Origin of the sequence: Hyphomonas sp. (assembly GCF_013823385.1) — a bacterium.
Taxonomy (GTDB): Bacteria; Pseudomonadota; Alphaproteobacteria; order Caulobacterales; family Hyphomonadaceae; genus Hyphomonas.
In genome coordinates, this window is record NZ_PNMA01000005.1 from 26,317 (window position 1) to 39,697 (window position 13,381).

Below are 13,381 nucleotides of genomic sequence, written 5' to 3' on the forward strand. Positions count from 1 at the left end.
AACTGTCCCGGAATTGACCGGGCCTGTCCCTGGCTGGCGCGCAGTTGACCCGGAAAATCTCATCCTTGTCACGCTGGAAACCGGCACCGTGGCGATCGAGCTTTTCCCTGAAGCGGCCCCCGCCCATGCCGCCCAGATCCGCGAAGCCGTCCGCGAAGGCTTCTATGACGGGGAGTATTTCTACCGCGTGGTCGAAGGCCATGTCGCCCAGGCCGGCCGCGAATTCGACATGGCCATCGCCGCCTGGCCCACCCTGCCCTTTGAGGCCGAACGCGAAGCCTCTGCCGAGGGCTTTGCCCCGCAGGGCAGTGCAGACCTTTACGCGCAAGAAGTTGGCCACAGACAAGGCTTTGCGGTTGGCCGGGAGGGGGATAGCGAATGGCTTCTCAACTGCCCCGGCGCCCTCGGCATGGCCCGCGACACAGATCCCGCCAGCGGCTCCACCGAGCTCTTCATTCCCCTCCAGCCGCGCCGCTATCTTGACCGCAACTACACCGTCTTCGGCCGGGTGATCGACGGGATGGAGTTCATCCACCGCCTGCCCCGCGTTGATCCGGCCACGGAAGAAGAAACCAACGCCCTGATGGGCGAAGACGCCGAGCTTGCCCACCAGATCAGCCAGTATCGCCGCTCGAAACTGGCGGATAACCAGATCCAGTCCGCCCGGATGGCCGCAGATATCCCCGTGGACAGCCGCCCGGCGTATGACGTCATGATGACGCCCTCTGCCGAATGGGAAGCCCTCAAAACCTCCAAGCGCGACTATGCCGGCATCCCCGCCCTCGCCTATACTCCGCCCAAGGTGCTGGACGTCTGCTCGCTGCCGGTGCCTGCTCGGCGGGCGGGCGAGTGATGCAAGGATGGGCATTGCCCGGCCTGAAGCCAACCTTACGCATTTATAATCTGGCGCGAATCCATCCGGAAACAGAGCACTAGCGCGCGGCTTCTCCTGCCGGGCGAACCGGCGGCCCGCTCCCGTCTTGCCAGTCTCGCCGGGCCATAGTTTCGTTTTGCTTCGGGTGCCCCGGACTGCCGGTCCGGGCGGGTGGGTTTTGCGCTGCGCCAGGGGGCGCTGCAATGGCTTCGAGAGGCAGGGCGTGTGAGCATGGCGTTCGAGGGAAAGTCGCAGGGCGAAAGCCGCCCCGCCGAGACCGAAGGCAAGACCCAGACCGGGCGGCGCTGCTTTGTCATCCTCCCCTATCCGGCCGGGGAAGAGGCAGCCGCCGGGCCGGATTTCGACGCGGTCTATGAAGACCTTATCCGCCCCGTTATCGAGGACCTCAACCTCGACATCATCCGTGCCGACCGGGTGAGCCGGTCCGGCCTCATCCACAAGGAGATGATCGAAAACCTGCTGGAAGCCGACGTTGTGATCGCCGATGTCACGCTCGGCTCGCCGGATGTGTTCTTCGAACTCGGCATCCGCCAGACCGCGCGGCGGGCAGGCACGGTGATCCTGCGCCATGCCAAAAGCGCCGTGCCGCTGCCCATCTCCGGCATGCGGGCGCTCGACTATGATCTGGACGCGCGCGGGGGCATCTCGCGCCAGCAGGTGATCGAGGATTGCCGCATCCTCCTGCGCACGCATGTGAAGAACAGCCTCGACAATCCGAGCACGGACAGCCTCGTCCACACGCTGATGCCGGGCATGGAAGTCTCCCTGCCCGGCCGCCTCATTCCGGAGCGGCGCTACATCTCCTACCGCGTCGGCCCGCAGGGGCCCAAACCCTCGAAGCTGATCGAGCTTGTCACCGGGGACCTGGCCGACATTGACGACATGGATGTGTGGGTGAACCCGGAAAACACCCGGATGGAATTCGGCCGCCTGCACGAAGCCTCCATCTCCGCCACCATCCGCTATCTGGGCAGCCGGCGCGACCGGCACGGCTTTGTGCGCGACGACATGATCGCCCGCCTGCTGGCCCAGCGCGCGGGCGGCCATCAGCTGCGCACGGGGGTGGAGCCGGCCACCGCGCTGGTCACCGAAGCGGGCATGCTGCGGAAGACCAACAAGGTGCGCCTCCTCGTCCACACCGCCGCGTATCAGGGCGAGCCGGGGCGCGGCTACCGGCTGATCGGGGCCTATCGCAAATGCGTCAGCAATGCGCTGGCCGCCATCGACGCGGAAAACCGCCGCTTCGGCATGAGCCCCAAGCGCGCGCTGAAATCGGTGCTGTTCCCCCTTCTGGGCACACGCAGCGGCGGGGAAAGCCCGCATGAACGCGCGCAAGGCCTGATCCAGACCGCCCAGCAATACCTGCTCAACTGGCCCGATTCCCGGATCGAGCGGGTGGCCTTCCTCTGCCACACCCAGGCCGATCTCGACCTTGCCCAGGCCGCCCTCTACCGCATCGGCCTGCGCGCGGTTGCCGTGCCGAGAGGCGCGCGCTAGGCAGGCGGGGCGGGTCTTTTTTGTGGGATTCGCGGGGGTGCGGCAGATGCACATCTTGCGGTATTAACCCATTTAAAACACTATATGTGGTGTGTTGAGTGTCCGAACCGGCCGGATTCGCCGGCCTTAACCGACCTGATGAATGGAGCCTGCCCCATGGCAAACGTAAGCAATGATCGCCCCGGCCTGCTGACGCCGAGCCTTGCCTACAAGCCCTTCCGCTATCCCTGGGCGTATGAGTTCTGGAAGAAGCAGCAGCAGGTCCACTGGATGCCCGAGGAAGTGCCCCTCGGCGAGGACTGCAAGGACTGGGCCGTGAAGCTCTCGGACGCCGAGCGCAACCTGCTGACCCAGATCTTCCGCTTCTTCACCCAGTCGGATGTCGAAGTCGGCGCCAACTATATGGAACACTACATGCCGCTGTTCAAACCGGTGGAAGTGTCCATGATGCTGTCGTCCTTCTCCAACATGGAGACGATCCACATCGCGGCCTATGCCCTGCTGCTGGAAACCATCGGCATGCCGGATTCGGAATTCTCCGCCTTCATGGAATACAAGGAGATGGCCGCCAAGCACGACTATCTCGGCCAGTTCGACACCAAGACCGATGAAGACATCGCCGTCTCGATGGCCGTGTTCGGCGCCTTCACCGAAGGGCTGCAGCTGTTTGCCAGCTTCGCCATGCTGATGAACTTCCCGCGCTTCAACAAGATGAAGGGCATGGGCCAGATCGTCACCTGGTCGATCCGCGACGAGAGCCTGCACTGCGAAGGCATGATCAAGCTGTTCCACACCTTCTGCGCCGAGACCGGCGTGATGAATGATGCCCTGCGCGAGCGTATCCGCGAATGCTGCCGCACGGTGGTGAGCCTGGAAGACAAGTTCATCGAACTCGCCTTCGAGATGGGCCCGGTGGAAGGCATGACGGCGGACGACATCAAATCCTATATCCGCTACATCGCCGACTGGCGCCTCAATCAGCTCAAGCTCGAACCGATCTACGGTATTGCCAAACACCCGCTGCCCTGGCTGACCGAGATCCTCAACGGGGTCGAGCATGCCAACTTCTTCGAGCAGCGCGCGACGGAATACTCCAAAGGCGCCACCAAGGGCGACTGGCACGGCGATGACGGCGTCTGGAGCCGCTTCGACCAACGCCGGAAGACCGCAGAGAACGTGCCGGCGGAGTGAAACCGGAAAGAATTGAGAGAAGGTCCCGGATAGCAGCTGCGCTGCTTCCGGGATGACATCCTCTTTTGATCCCGCTCGAAAAAACCCGTGTCATCCCGGCCAAGGCCACGCAGTGGCCGCAGAGCCGGGACCTGCTCTCCAAAATTCGCGCGCCTTCTCAACAAGGTCCCGGATCACTGCTTCGCAGTGTCCGGGATGACACGGGCCATGCAGGCCCCGCCCGACACAAGATCACCATACAGATCAATCCAGCCGGGATTGAATTTGCCGATCAGCTCATCCTTCCAGGGGCGGCGCCAGCGTTTGAGGCGCTTTTCGAAGTTCAGCGCATCGTCCACCTCGGCAAAATCCTCGAACCAGACGAGGCGGTGGATATGGTGTTTCTTTGTATGCCCACTGAAGGCTCCGCGGCGATGCTGGGACACGCGCCCGAGGAGATCACTGGTGACACCCACATAAAGCGCGCCGTCCTTTTTTGAGGCGAGGATGTAGACCCAATAGTTTTTCATATGCGCCCCCCCACATAAAAGAACATAACATGAACATTATTCTACGTCAACCCTCTCCCGTGTCATCCCGGACGGCCCAGAGGGCCGATCCGGGACCCTGTTGAGAGGGAGCACAGAGATTGAGAGAAGGTCCCGGATCACCGCTTTGCGGTGTCCGGGATGACACGAGGGGGTGGTGGGGATGACACGCGATACTCTCCGCGCCGTTTAAAGCCCTTTGCCCTTCTGCCCCTGCCCCGCTAAGGTCCGGCGATCCATGAGCGCAGACGATTCCTCCACAGGCGATGATGCCACGGGCGCCCTCTTTGGGGGCGGGGAGGCGCCTGCGCGCGGCAAGGCCTATGAGGTGCTGGCGCGGAAGTATCGCCCGCGGCGCTTCGAGGACCTGATCGGCCAGGAAGCGATGGTGCGGACGCTTTCGAACGCGTTCGAGACGGGCCGCATCGCGCATGGCTTCATGCTGACGGGCGTGCGCGGGGTGGGCAAGACGACCACGGCGCGCCTCCTGGCCCGGGCCCTCAACTATGAGCCGAAGGCCGATGCCAAGGGGAAGAAGGGCAAGGCTTCAGGCCCGAGTATCCACCTCGACCCGCCCGGCGAGCATTGCGACGCGATCATGGCGAGCCGGCACCCGGATGTGCTGGAGCTTGACGCGGCCTCGCGCACCGGCGTGGCGGATATGCGCGACCTGCTGGATTCGGCCCGGTATGGGCCTGTGTCGGCGCGCTACAAGGTCTATATCATCGACGAAGTTCACATGCTGTCGAATGCGAGCTTCAACGCGCTGCTGAAGACGCTGGAAGAACCCCCGCCGCATCTGAAGTTCATCTTCGCGACGACGGAAATCCGCAAGGTGCCGGTGACGGTGCTGTCGCGCTGCCAGCGGTTTGATCTCAAACGCCTCGATAGCGCGGAGCTGGCAACCCATCTGGGCAATGTGGCCCGCAATGAAGGGGCGAATGTTTCTGAAGAAGCCCTTGCGCTGATTGCGCGGGCGGCCGAAGGCTCTGTGCGCGACGGGCTTTCCCTGCTGGACCAGGGCATTGTTCAGACCACGGATGGCGAGGAAGTTTCGGGCGCCGCCGTGCGCGCGATGTTGGGCCTGGGCGACCGGGCGCGCCTTCTGGACGCGGTGGAGAAGGCGGTTTCGGGCGACGCCAAGGGCGCGCTGGCCGAAGTGCGCGAGCAGGTGGCGAGCGGGGCAGACCCGGCGGTGATCCTCAAGGACATCCTTGATATTGCGGCCGATATTTCCGTGGCGCAGGCGACCGGAGACGACTGGACCCCGGCCGGGCCGGCCGACTGGGCAAACCGCACGAAGGCGCTGGCCCAGCGCCTGACCCCGGCGCAGGCGGCGCGCAACTGGCAGCTGCTGCTGTCGGGCTATGGCGACCTGCAGGTGGCGCCGGACCCGGCCACGGCGCTGAACATGGTGATCCTGCGGCTGGCGGCCGCCTCCACCCTGCCCTCGCCCGAAGAGGCCGCGCGGATGATTGCCGAGGGGGCCCGGCCGCCGGGAAAGGATAGCCCGCCCCTTAAGGCCCCGCCGCAGGTGCCCGGCGGGATACACAGCTTTGCCGACATGATTGCGATGATGGACGCGGCACGCGAGGTGGCGTTGCAGGTGGATACCGAACGGTTCGTGCGGCCATCGAGCTTTGAGCCGGGGCGGCTGGCCTGCGCGCTGGCGCCGGGGGCACCGGCGGGCCTGCTGGGGCGGCTGAAAACCTTCCTCGAAAGCTATAGCGATCTCGACTGGACCGTGGAGGAAGCCGAGACCGATGCTGAATCCATGCGCGAGCGGGAACGGCGGGAGAAGGCCGAGCGGATCGAGGCGGCGATGCAGCATCCGCTGGTGGCGGCAACCCTTTCGGCGATCCCCGGCGCGGTGATCCTGGATGTGGGCCAGATGCCGCCGCCGCTTGAAATCGAGCCCTCGCAGGACGATGTGGCCAGTAACGTTATTCCTCTCAAAACCCGCCGGCCGGCCTGACGGAGACAAGATCCCATGAAAGACCTCGCCCAGATCATGCAGCAAGCCCAGGCCATGCAGGCCAAGATGGCCGAAGTGCAGCAGAAGATCGAGAATACCGAAGCGGACGGCGTGGCGGGGGCCGGCCTTGTGCGCGTGAAGCTGCGCGGCAAGGGGGAGATGGTGTCGGTGACCATCGACCGGAGCCTGATGGGGGACGATCCGGAAATCGTGGAAGACCTGATCAAGGCCGCCCATTCCGACGCCCGCAAGCGCCTCGACCAGGCAATGGAAGAGGCGATGAAATCAGCCACGGCCGGCTTCGGCGGCCTGCTGCCGGGGTTCAAGCTGCCGTTTTAGCGCGGTCTGGCTCCAACTGCCATATATCCTATCAAATCAAGGAGGCGGGGGAGGACGCAAACCGGCCGGTCCCCGTTACGCCTCCCCAATTACTGCAGCTAACGGAGTTAAGAGCTGTATTGAATATATTTTTGCCAGAAGAAGTGCGCAGATTGGATAACGTCTTCACTGGCTTTTTTTGCGATGAGATAATCGCTGAGTGCTGCCCAGCTTTGCGGCTGCGGAAAATCCTTATCTCTTTCCACTGACCAAACGAAGCGCTCGTGTTTCTCTCTCCAAGCGCAGCGAGTTTTTACATATTGCCTAAAAGTTTGCATGCCCTTCTCCTTTTTGTTGAAGGCACGAGAGAATTGAAGCATCGCGCCCGCTCTTGGAACGCACCGGAAAATTCCCAAATTCATAAGGCGTCATGATCCGAATGAGGCGCCGAGGCTGTAAGTCCCGGGCCAAATGTTCGTCACGCTCGATGGCCGGCAGGCCATCTGAGCGCCCAGCTCCTTTTCTCTCCGCTGGAAGCAACGGCGCTGGCAGGAGATGGGCCCTCAGATGCGCTTTGCGCATCGAGGGTGACGAAGGACAGAGGCTGCGCATCTTCCGGGATGACACGGAGCGCGAAGTGCGCGAGGAAAACGGCCATGTCACAGCGTTCTGCCGGTCCTGAGCTTCTTCGACTGATTGATCTGATTGCCAAGCTGCCGGGCCTGGGGCCGCGGTCGGCGCGGCGCGTGGCGCTGCATCTGCTGAAGCGGAATGACACGCTGCTGAAGCCGCTGGCCGAGGCGATGGCCGAAGCGGGCGCGAAGATCCAGAAATGCACGGTCTGCGGCAATTATGACACCGTGCAGCCCTGCGCCGTATGCCAGATGCCGGGGCGGGACGAGGGCGTGATCTGTGTGGTGGAGGATGTGCCAGACCTGTGGGCGCTGGAACGCGGGGGCGCGTTCCGCGGGCGCTATCATGTTCTGGGCGGGACGCTCTCGGCCATTGACGGGATCGGGCCGGAAGACCTGGGCATTGCAAGCCTTGTGGCACGGATCGATGCGGGGGGCATCCGCGAGGTGATCCTGGCGCTGAACGCGACGGTGGATGGTCAGACCACGGCACATTATGTGGCCGACCTGCTGGCCGGGAAAGGCGTGGATGTGACGCGGCTCGCGCACGGGGTTCCCGTGGGCGGTGAGCTGGATCATCTCGATGATGGAACATTGGCGGCGGCGCTGCGCGCGCGGCGCGGGCTTTAGCCGGTATCAAGCCGCATCTGCAGCAGGGCGCCGTCAACGAGGCCCTGCACCTGGCCCAGCAGGCGGAAATTCACGGCATTGTCACTGGCCGCGCGGGCCGCGTCATAGCCCCGGCGCGACAGGATTTTTTCAGGGTAAGGTGCCAGCAGCCGGCGCATCCGCAGAATGTTCGCCTCCGGATCAAGGAAGACCGTTTCCAGCGCCCGCAGGCGGCGAACGAGCCGCGCGCTGGGCAGCAGCGTATCTTCGGTGGGGGGCGGCGCGGCGGCAGCGGCAGGATGGGGCGTAGACGGAGGAGCTGCCTTGCGGCCAATGCGGACGCGCGCGGCAGGCTCAGTCAGGCGGAACAGCGGGGCGCGGGCGCGGCCCGAGGCGGGCGCTGAAGGCGCGGCGGGCCCTGCAGCGGGGCGTGCTTTTGGCGGGACGGACGGAGCGACCAGCGCGCCGCGCGCGGCGGCAATGAGGAAGAGGGCGCGGCGCACCATGGCTTCGATGAAGGTCAGCTCGGCGGCGACCGCCTCATGCGCGGGCCGGGGCAGAAAAACCGTGAAGCCGAACCGGCCAAGGCCGAGGCGCGGGACCAGCGTGACCGCCAGCATCTCTGCCGCAACCTGGGCAAAGCGAATAAGGCTGATGGCCATGGGGGCGAAGACGGCGCGCATGGGGGAGAGTTTAAAGCCAGGCACGGGCGTGTTGGATAAGACGGGGGCGCGGGAGGGGAAAAGCTGTTTCCGGTCAGGGCGTTGGCCGGGCAGAAACCTGCGGGTTTGGGCGCGCCTGTCCCTCATTCGGGGGGTGACAGAACGCGGACAAATCCGGACAGTTTTGGACAGGCCCGGACACTCCATGGACAAATCCGGACAGTTTCGGACAAATCCGGACAGTTCCGGACACGCCGGGACAGGGCCCGGCGCCCCCCTCCCCTGATCCGGGGATTGGCGGGGGCGCGGGATGTGGCAGGAGAGAGGCAGGCAGGGCGCATATCAGGGGAGCCATCATGAAGGCAGGGGTGAAGCTGATGGGCGCGGCGCTGGCCGCCAGCCTGGCCAGCGCGGCAGCGACGGCGACGGCCCAAGGCGCGGGCTGGAATGTGATGCCCTACATCAGCAGCCTCTATGAGGAATGCCTCGACAGCGCGCTGAGGGATGACACGCCGGACATGCAGCTGGTGATCTGTGAGGACAATCTGGCGGCGCTGGAGGCGGTGGAGACCGACCTTGCCGGCTGGGCCCCGGTTTCCGCCGAGATGAACCATCTGCACTATGCCATGGCCCTGCTGCTGGACAGTGTGGGCGAGGCCAATGCCCTTCTGGCGGGCGACGCGCTGAGCCAGACGCGGTGTGGCTATGTCGAGACGGCGCTGACGCGGATGACGCAGATTGCGCCGGAACTGAGCGCGCAGGACGACGCGGATTTCTATGGCGTGATCCATCGCGGCTTTGAGGACAAGGCGCGGATGTGCCGGATGCGCTGGGGCGCGCCGGAGAGAGCCCCGGTCCTTCCCGAGGAGTGAGGCTTCAGAAGATTATCTGCCGGCGGATCACTGATCCAGATCAGGAAACTTGTCTCGCAGGTTGACCGTCATGCGGCTGAGGAAGTCTGCATTCTTGTCAGCGTCACTGCCGCGCGTGGCGGGGGCAGCGCGGCTGAAGGCGGCGGCATGGGCGAGCGCGGCGCGGGCATGTTTGCGGGCCTCACCGGGGCGGAACTCGTTGGCATAGGCGGCGCGGTTGAAATAGGCCGCCAGCGCCCAGTCGAAATAGGCCGCCCGCTTCGGGCAGGCCGCCTGCAGGCGCAGGAGGCGGGCGGAGATGGCGCCCACCGCGCCCGGAGCGGTAGACGCCCCGGAGAGGCCGCGGGCCTCATATTCCACGCCGCTGCCGCGATTTGCCGTATAGGGATAGGCGGCCAGCGGGGCCTCTTCGGCAAAGATCGGGTGGACCCGTTCCCTGCCGGGCGTGGTGGCGAGAATGGCGAGTTGCGGGATGATGACCGATTCCAGCGCCGTGAAGACCGGGCCGTAGAGATAGAGTTTCACCTCTGCGCCATCCCCGCCGGTGACGGCGGTGCCGGTGCCGCTGTCGAACGTGTGGTCGGTGCGCAGGGCCGCGTCATAGGCCTTGCTGAAGAGGGTGAGCTGGGTGTCTGGATCTTCCACGGCGCCGGCGAGGGAGACGAACAGGAGGGCGGCGAGGCCCTGAATGTCGCTGCTGCCGGGACAGCGGGTGGCGGCGATTTCGGCCGTCTCATAGACCTTTTCAAGGGCGGTCGGGACGCCAAGCTCGATCGCGGCGTGCATGTTGAAGACGATCTGGGCGGCGTTTTCGGGGCAGGCGATGGTCTCGGCGGCGCCCTCCCCGGCTTCGGCAAGCGCCGGGGCGGCGGCCAGGCTGAACAGGGCGGCGGCAAGGCGCGCGCGAATCATGGGGCATCTTCCAGATGGGTGCCGCCCGATTGTGGCGGGGGAACCGGGCCCCCGCCAGCCCCTGTACCGGGGGGCGGATTTCAACGCCTGTTCAAAGATTGGGCAGGTTTGCCTGCCCCCGTGGCAATGAGCAGTGAACAACGGTGATTTTGTTCAGAAGCGGGCCGGTTGTCATTGCTTTGTCGCACCTGCGAGGTAATTGTTGCAATGCAGCATGAGCTGGGCCGCTCCGGTCAAGGCCATGGCGCGAGGCACCCCGTCCACCGGGACCCCGCCCCATACCGGAGCAGGATAAGCCCCCGGACGCGCTGCGGGAGGAGTTTTCCTGCCGGCGCGCCCGGCGCTAACTCTGAAGGACTGATCCAATGCTGAAAGCTACCTCGATGATCCTGGCCGCTGCCATGGCTCTCACCCCCGTTGCTGCTGCAGAGTCGCTGAAGGAAGTGACCCTGAAGATGGACTATGATCCGGCCCTGCTGACCACCGAAGCCGGCGTCGAAACGCTGGTTTCCCAGCTTGAAAGCAAGGCCCGCAAGCTCTGCTCGCAGCGCGTGCCGGCGCTCGGCGCCATCTATGTGGACGCCGATTGCTCCGCTTCCCTCGTGAAGGCCGCCGTGCAGCAGATCCATGCTGACCAGGCCAGCAGCGTTGAACTGGCACCCACCTTCCAGCGCCTGGCCGCTGTGGACTACGCGCTCGCCAACTGAGCCCCCCGATTTTCCGGAACAACGCCAGACCAATGTTTCCTCCCGGTCCGCGGCGTTGGAGGGGCCATCTGAGGCCAAGGGTGGCCCCTCACTCCGGCTTTGCCTGAGACCATGACTGAGACTTGACCTGAACGCAGGCCGCCCGGCTTTCACGCCGGGATTGCGCCTTTCTCCACTTTGCTCTTGACGCAGCGTCAGGCTTCCCTAGCGCAAGGCATGGGCAGCGAGGGGCTGCCTGCTTCCGGAACCGGGCCCGCAGAGCCCGGCCGGACACGGCCCGCAGAGGCGGGCTGCAAAGCTGGAGGAGGAATGACATGATTTCCATGAATACCGGGCCATACCGCCTGTCGCTGGCCACGCTGCTGGCGGCGCCGCTGGTCTATGGCCTGTTCTTGGCGGCCAATGCGCTGATCACGGTGCGCGAGGTGACCCTGGTGGTGAGCCCGCAGCGGGTGCTGGAAAGGGTGACGCCGGAGATTACCGAGCCGGGCAAACCCCGCACCAAGCAGAGGCCCGTGCCCCTGGAGGCGGCGCAGAAGCCCCCGCCGCCGCCGCGCCCGGCTGTGGCGAGCGAGGGCCTCGTTCCCACCGGCCCGGTCTGGGGCGGGGAGGCGCCGGAGCGGTTTGACGTTGGCAAGATCAGCTTCGGCGCGATCTCTGCCAGCCCGATTGACGGGCGGGAGCTGGTGGCGGTGCGCCCGCCGGTGCCCACGATCCCGGCCGCCGCCGTATCGCGCGGAATTTCAGGCAGCTGCAACGTGACCTTTGACGTGGATACGGCCGGGCGGCCGCAGAATGTGGCGGCGCAGTGTACGGATAATGTGTTCCGGGCCGAAGCCGAACGGGCCGTGCGGCGGGCGGAATTCCTCCCCGCCATCCGCAACGGCCAGCCCGTGATCCAGAAGAATGCGGTCTACCCGATCGAATTCATCGTGGAGTGACGGGCTGCCGGGGCGGGCCTGCCCTGCCCCGGCCCTGCGGCTTTGCCCCACCCTGCCGGTGTTGACCCCATGGGCAACGCCGCCAATATTGCGCCGGGGTCGACAAGCGGGGCCAACCCATGGGTTTTGTATCAAGACGGGCCGGCTTTCTGGCGATGCTGTGCGCGCTGGCGCTGATGCCGGCGGCCGCGCAGGCGGCGGGCGCGGAGCGTGCCGCGCTGGAAGCCGGATGCGGCGCGGGCGATGGCGAGGCTTGCCTGACGCTGGGCCACATATTTGCGCGCGACGAGGACGCAGAACGGGCGCTGGCGCTTTACCGGGAGGCCTGCGCGCTGGAAAGCGGCGCGGGATGCCATGCGGCCGGCGCGCTTCTCTATGCCGGGCGGGGGGCGGCGGCAGATATTCCGGGAGCGGTGGATCTGTTCGCGCAGGGCTGCGGCCTTGGCGACGGCGATGCCTGCCTGCGCCTTGCCGGCGAGCTGGAATTTCCCGACTTTGGCGAACCTGACAGCGAGGGCGCTCTGGCCGCCTATACCCGCGCCTGCGAGGCCGGGAAGCCGGAGGGCTGCGAGCGGGCGGGCATCGAGGCGGCGCCCGCGCCCGTGGAAGCCGCCGGCGCGCCGGTGGCCCCTGCCGATGCAGACAAGGACGCCGCCGTGATCGTGACGGCCTATACGCTGCCTGCGGAGGATGAGGCGCCAGCAAGGGGCGGCCCGAGCTTTGCAGCAGAGGCCCTGCCCGACCTTGATTTCGGGGCGGCGATTGCCGGGCCTGATGATCTGGCCGAGGGCGAGGAGATGACGGCGGCAGATGAGGCGGCCGGGGATGTTCAGCCCTCGGAGGAAGACCTGGCGCTGGCCGAGGAGCGGAGGGGCATGGCGGACGCCTGCGGGCGGGGCGATCTGGAAGCGTGCGAGATCTTTGCTGCCTGGCTGCGCGATGGTACGGGCGGAGAGGCAGACCCGGTGCGCGCACGGCGGATATTCTCCGTGATCTGCACCGAAGGGTCAGTCAAGGGATGCTATGAGCTGGCCTGGATGATGTATGATGCCGGGCAGGAAGCCGAGGCGAGCCCGCTGGAGCTTTCGCGCGCGCGGTTTCTGTTTTCCGAAACCTGCAAGGCTGGGGTGATCGAAGCCTGCCTGCAGGCGGGCGACCTGCGCCGGGAGGGCATTGGCGGCCGTGTGGATGAGGCGGGCGCCGGGCGGCTCTATGCGGTAGCGTGCGACGGGGGGCTGGAGCCAGCCTGCACGCTCGCCGCCAGCATGGCGCTGCCTCTGAAGGAGACCGCCACGCCGGAGGAAGCGGACAATGAGGCGGCGGCCCCTTCAGAGGACGATCTGGCTGCGGACGAGGCCGAGGCGACCGAAAGCGATCCTGTTTCCGGCTGAGGGCGAATTATTCGCTGGTGGGCGTCTGGTCTTTCTGGCGCGTCTTGCCGACGCCCACGACCATGCCGAGGCCGAGCAGCGTGACGGCGCCGACGAGAATCCAGGTGAGCGCGACGCCCAGAAGGAACGCGCCATAGGCAAGGCCGCCGATGAACAGCAGAAAGCCGATCAGATAAATCGCAAAAGATGACATGACGAACTCCAGACTCCTTATGATCAGGAGTCAAACGGCTGCCGGGGCCGTTGGTTCCT

General features: G+C 65.7%; 15 protein-coding genes. 10 read left to right on the forward strand and 5 right to left on the reverse strand.

What is annotated here, in order from left to right:
- Positions 1-13 precede the first annotated feature (13 nt).
- From C0456_RS04760 to C0456_RS04770, 3 genes are all read left to right on the forward strand, one after another.
- Positions 14-853, forward strand: a complete 840-nt coding sequence (locus C0456_RS04760; RefSeq protein WP_291048928.1) for a peptidylprolyl isomerase — start codon at positions 14-16, stop codon at positions 851-853.
- 252 nt (positions 854-1,105) lie between these two features.
- The gene (locus C0456_RS04765) at positions 1,106-2,392 is read left to right on the forward strand and encodes a hypothetical protein (RefSeq protein ID WP_291048931.1); all 1,287 of its coding nucleotides are present in this window, start codon (positions 1,106-1,108) and stop codon (positions 2,390-2,392) included.
- A 156-nt stretch (positions 2,393-2,548) separates the two neighbouring features.
- On the forward strand, positions 2,549-3,583 hold the full coding sequence (locus C0456_RS04770; RefSeq protein WP_291048934.1) for a ribonucleotide-diphosphate reductase subunit beta: 1,035 nt from the start codon (positions 2,549-2,551) through the stop codon (positions 3,581-3,583).
- A 173-nt stretch (positions 3,584-3,756) separates the two neighbouring features.
- On the opposite strand, the gene C0456_RS04775 is transcribed toward C0456_RS04770, so the two are convergent.
- Entirely contained in the window at positions 3,757-4,092 is a 336-nt protein-coding gene (locus C0456_RS04775; protein WP_291048937.1) for a GIY-YIG nuclease family protein, read from the reverse strand.
- Between the two features lie 256 nt (positions 4,093-4,348).
- Here C0456_RS04775 and C0456_RS04780 point away from each other — a divergent pair, with 256 nt between their 5' ends.
- The gene (locus C0456_RS04780; RefSeq protein ID WP_291048940.1) at positions 4,349-6,085 is read left to right on the forward strand and encodes a DNA polymerase III subunit gamma/tau; all 1,737 of its coding nucleotides are present in this window, start codon (positions 4,349-4,351) and stop codon (positions 6,083-6,085) included.
- A 15-nt stretch (positions 6,086-6,100) separates the two neighbouring features.
- Positions 6,101-6,424 (forward strand): YbaB/EbfC family nucleoid-associated protein, encoded by a 324-nt coding sequence (locus C0456_RS04785; protein ID WP_291048943.1) that lies wholly within the window; start codon positions 6,101-6,103, stop codon positions 6,422-6,424.
- Positions 6,425-6,531: 107 nt separating this feature from the next.
- Here C0456_RS04785 and C0456_RS04790 read toward each other — a convergent pair whose 3' ends face one another.
- Positions 6,532-6,783, reverse strand: a complete 252-nt coding sequence (locus C0456_RS04790; RefSeq protein ID WP_291048945.1) for a hypothetical protein — start codon at positions 6,781-6,783, stop codon at positions 6,532-6,534.
- 276 nt (positions 6,784-7,059) lie between these two features.
- Here C0456_RS04790 and recR point away from each other — a divergent pair, with 276 nt between their 5' ends.
- Positions 7,060-7,665 (forward strand): recombination mediator RecR, encoded by a 606-nt coding sequence (recR, locus tag C0456_RS04795; RefSeq protein WP_291048947.1) that lies wholly within the window; start codon positions 7,060-7,062, stop codon positions 7,663-7,665.
- Here recR and C0456_RS04800 read toward each other — a convergent pair.
- Positions 7,662-8,306, reverse strand: a complete 645-nt coding sequence (locus tag C0456_RS04800) for a hypothetical protein (protein WP_291048949.1) — start codon at positions 8,304-8,306, stop codon at positions 7,662-7,664. The two genes, recR and C0456_RS04800, sit on opposite strands and share 4 nt — an antisense overlap.
- Before the next feature lie 356 nt (positions 8,307-8,662).
- On the opposite strand from C0456_RS04800, the gene C0456_RS04805 reads away from it, so the two are divergent.
- Positions 8,663-9,178, forward strand: coding sequence for a hypothetical protein (locus C0456_RS04805; RefSeq protein ID WP_291048951.1), 516 nt, complete (start codon positions 8,663-8,665; stop codon positions 9,176-9,178).
- Positions 9,179-9,205: 27 nt separating this feature from the next.
- Here the strand turns inward: C0456_RS04805 and C0456_RS04810 are convergent, their stop codons facing one another.
- Entirely contained in the window at positions 9,206-10,090 is an 885-nt protein-coding gene (locus C0456_RS04810) for a hypothetical protein (RefSeq protein ID WP_291048953.1), read from the reverse strand.
- Positions 10,091-10,455: 365 nt separating this feature from the next.
- Between C0456_RS04810 and C0456_RS04815 the strand changes: the two genes are divergently transcribed.
- From C0456_RS04815 to C0456_RS04825, 3 genes are all read left to right on the forward strand, one after another.
- Positions 10,456-10,797, forward strand: a complete 342-nt coding sequence (locus C0456_RS04815) for a UrcA family protein (protein ID WP_291048956.1) — start codon at positions 10,456-10,458, stop codon at positions 10,795-10,797.
- Between the two features lie 314 nt (positions 10,798-11,111).
- Positions 11,112-11,738 carry an energy transducer TonB gene (locus tag C0456_RS04820; protein ID WP_291048966.1) on the forward strand — a complete coding sequence of 209 codons (627 nt, stop codon included), beginning with the start codon at positions 11,112-11,114 and terminating at the stop codon, positions 11,736-11,738.
- Between the two features lie 119 nt (positions 11,739-11,857).
- The gene (locus C0456_RS04825; protein WP_291048969.1) at positions 11,858-13,129 is read left to right on the forward strand and encodes a hypothetical protein; all 1,272 of its coding nucleotides are present in this window, start codon (positions 11,858-11,860) and stop codon (positions 13,127-13,129) included.
- Between the two features lie 7 nt (positions 13,130-13,136).
- Here C0456_RS04825 and C0456_RS04830 read toward each other — a convergent pair whose 3' ends face one another.
- Positions 13,137-13,322, reverse strand: a complete 186-nt coding sequence (locus tag C0456_RS04830) for a hypothetical protein (protein WP_291048972.1) — start codon at positions 13,320-13,322, stop codon at positions 13,137-13,139.
- Positions 13,323-13,381: the final 59 nt, after the last annotated feature.

What these genes read in the sequence shown, in the direction of transcription:
- C0456_RS04765 (WP_291048931.1), top strand. Translation starts at nt 1,106, where the DNA reads ATGGCGTTCGAGGGAAAGTCGCAGGGCGAAAGCCGCCCCGCCGAGACC.
- C0456_RS04770 (WP_291048934.1), top strand. Translation starts at nt 2,549, where the DNA reads ATGGCAAACGTAAGCAATGATCGCCCCGGCCTGCTGACGCCGAGCCTT.
- C0456_RS04775 (WP_291048937.1), bottom strand. Translation starts at nt 4,092, where the DNA reads ATGAAAAACTATTGGGTCTACATCCTCGCCTCAAAAAAGGACGGCGCG.
- C0456_RS04780 (WP_291048940.1), top strand. Translation starts at nt 4,349, where the DNA reads ATGAGCGCAGACGATTCCTCCACAGGCGATGATGCCACGGGCGCCCTC.
- C0456_RS04785 (WP_291048943.1), top strand. Translation starts at nt 6,101, where the DNA reads ATGAAAGACCTCGCCCAGATCATGCAGCAAGCCCAGGCCATGCAGGCC.
- C0456_RS04790 (WP_291048945.1), bottom strand. Translation starts at nt 6,783, where the DNA reads ATGCTTCAATTCTCTCGTGCCTTCAACAAAAAGGAGAAGGGCATGCAA.
- recR (WP_291048947.1), top strand. Translation starts at nt 7,060, where the DNA reads ATGTCACAGCGTTCTGCCGGTCCTGAGCTTCTTCGACTGATTGATCTG.
- C0456_RS04800 (WP_291048949.1), bottom strand. Translation starts at nt 8,306, where the DNA reads ATGGCCATCAGCCTTATTCGCTTTGCCCAGGTTGCGGCAGAGATGCTG.
- C0456_RS04805 (WP_291048951.1), top strand. Translation starts at nt 8,663, where the DNA reads ATGAAGGCAGGGGTGAAGCTGATGGGCGCGGCGCTGGCCGCCAGCCTG.
- C0456_RS04810 (WP_291048953.1), bottom strand. Translation starts at nt 10,090, where the DNA reads ATGATTCGCGCGCGCCTTGCCGCCGCCCTGTTCAGCCTGGCCGCCGCC.
- C0456_RS04815 (WP_291048956.1), top strand. Translation starts at nt 10,456, where the DNA reads ATGCTGAAAGCTACCTCGATGATCCTGGCCGCTGCCATGGCTCTCACC.
- C0456_RS04820 (WP_291048966.1), top strand. Translation starts at nt 11,112, where the DNA reads ATGATTTCCATGAATACCGGGCCATACCGCCTGTCGCTGGCCACGCTG.
- C0456_RS04825 (WP_291048969.1), top strand. Translation starts at nt 11,858, where the DNA reads ATGGGTTTTGTATCAAGACGGGCCGGCTTTCTGGCGATGCTGTGCGCG.
- C0456_RS04830 (WP_291048972.1), bottom strand. Translation starts at nt 13,322, where the DNA reads ATGTCATCTTTTGCGATTTATCTGATCGGCTTTCTGCTGTTCATCGGC.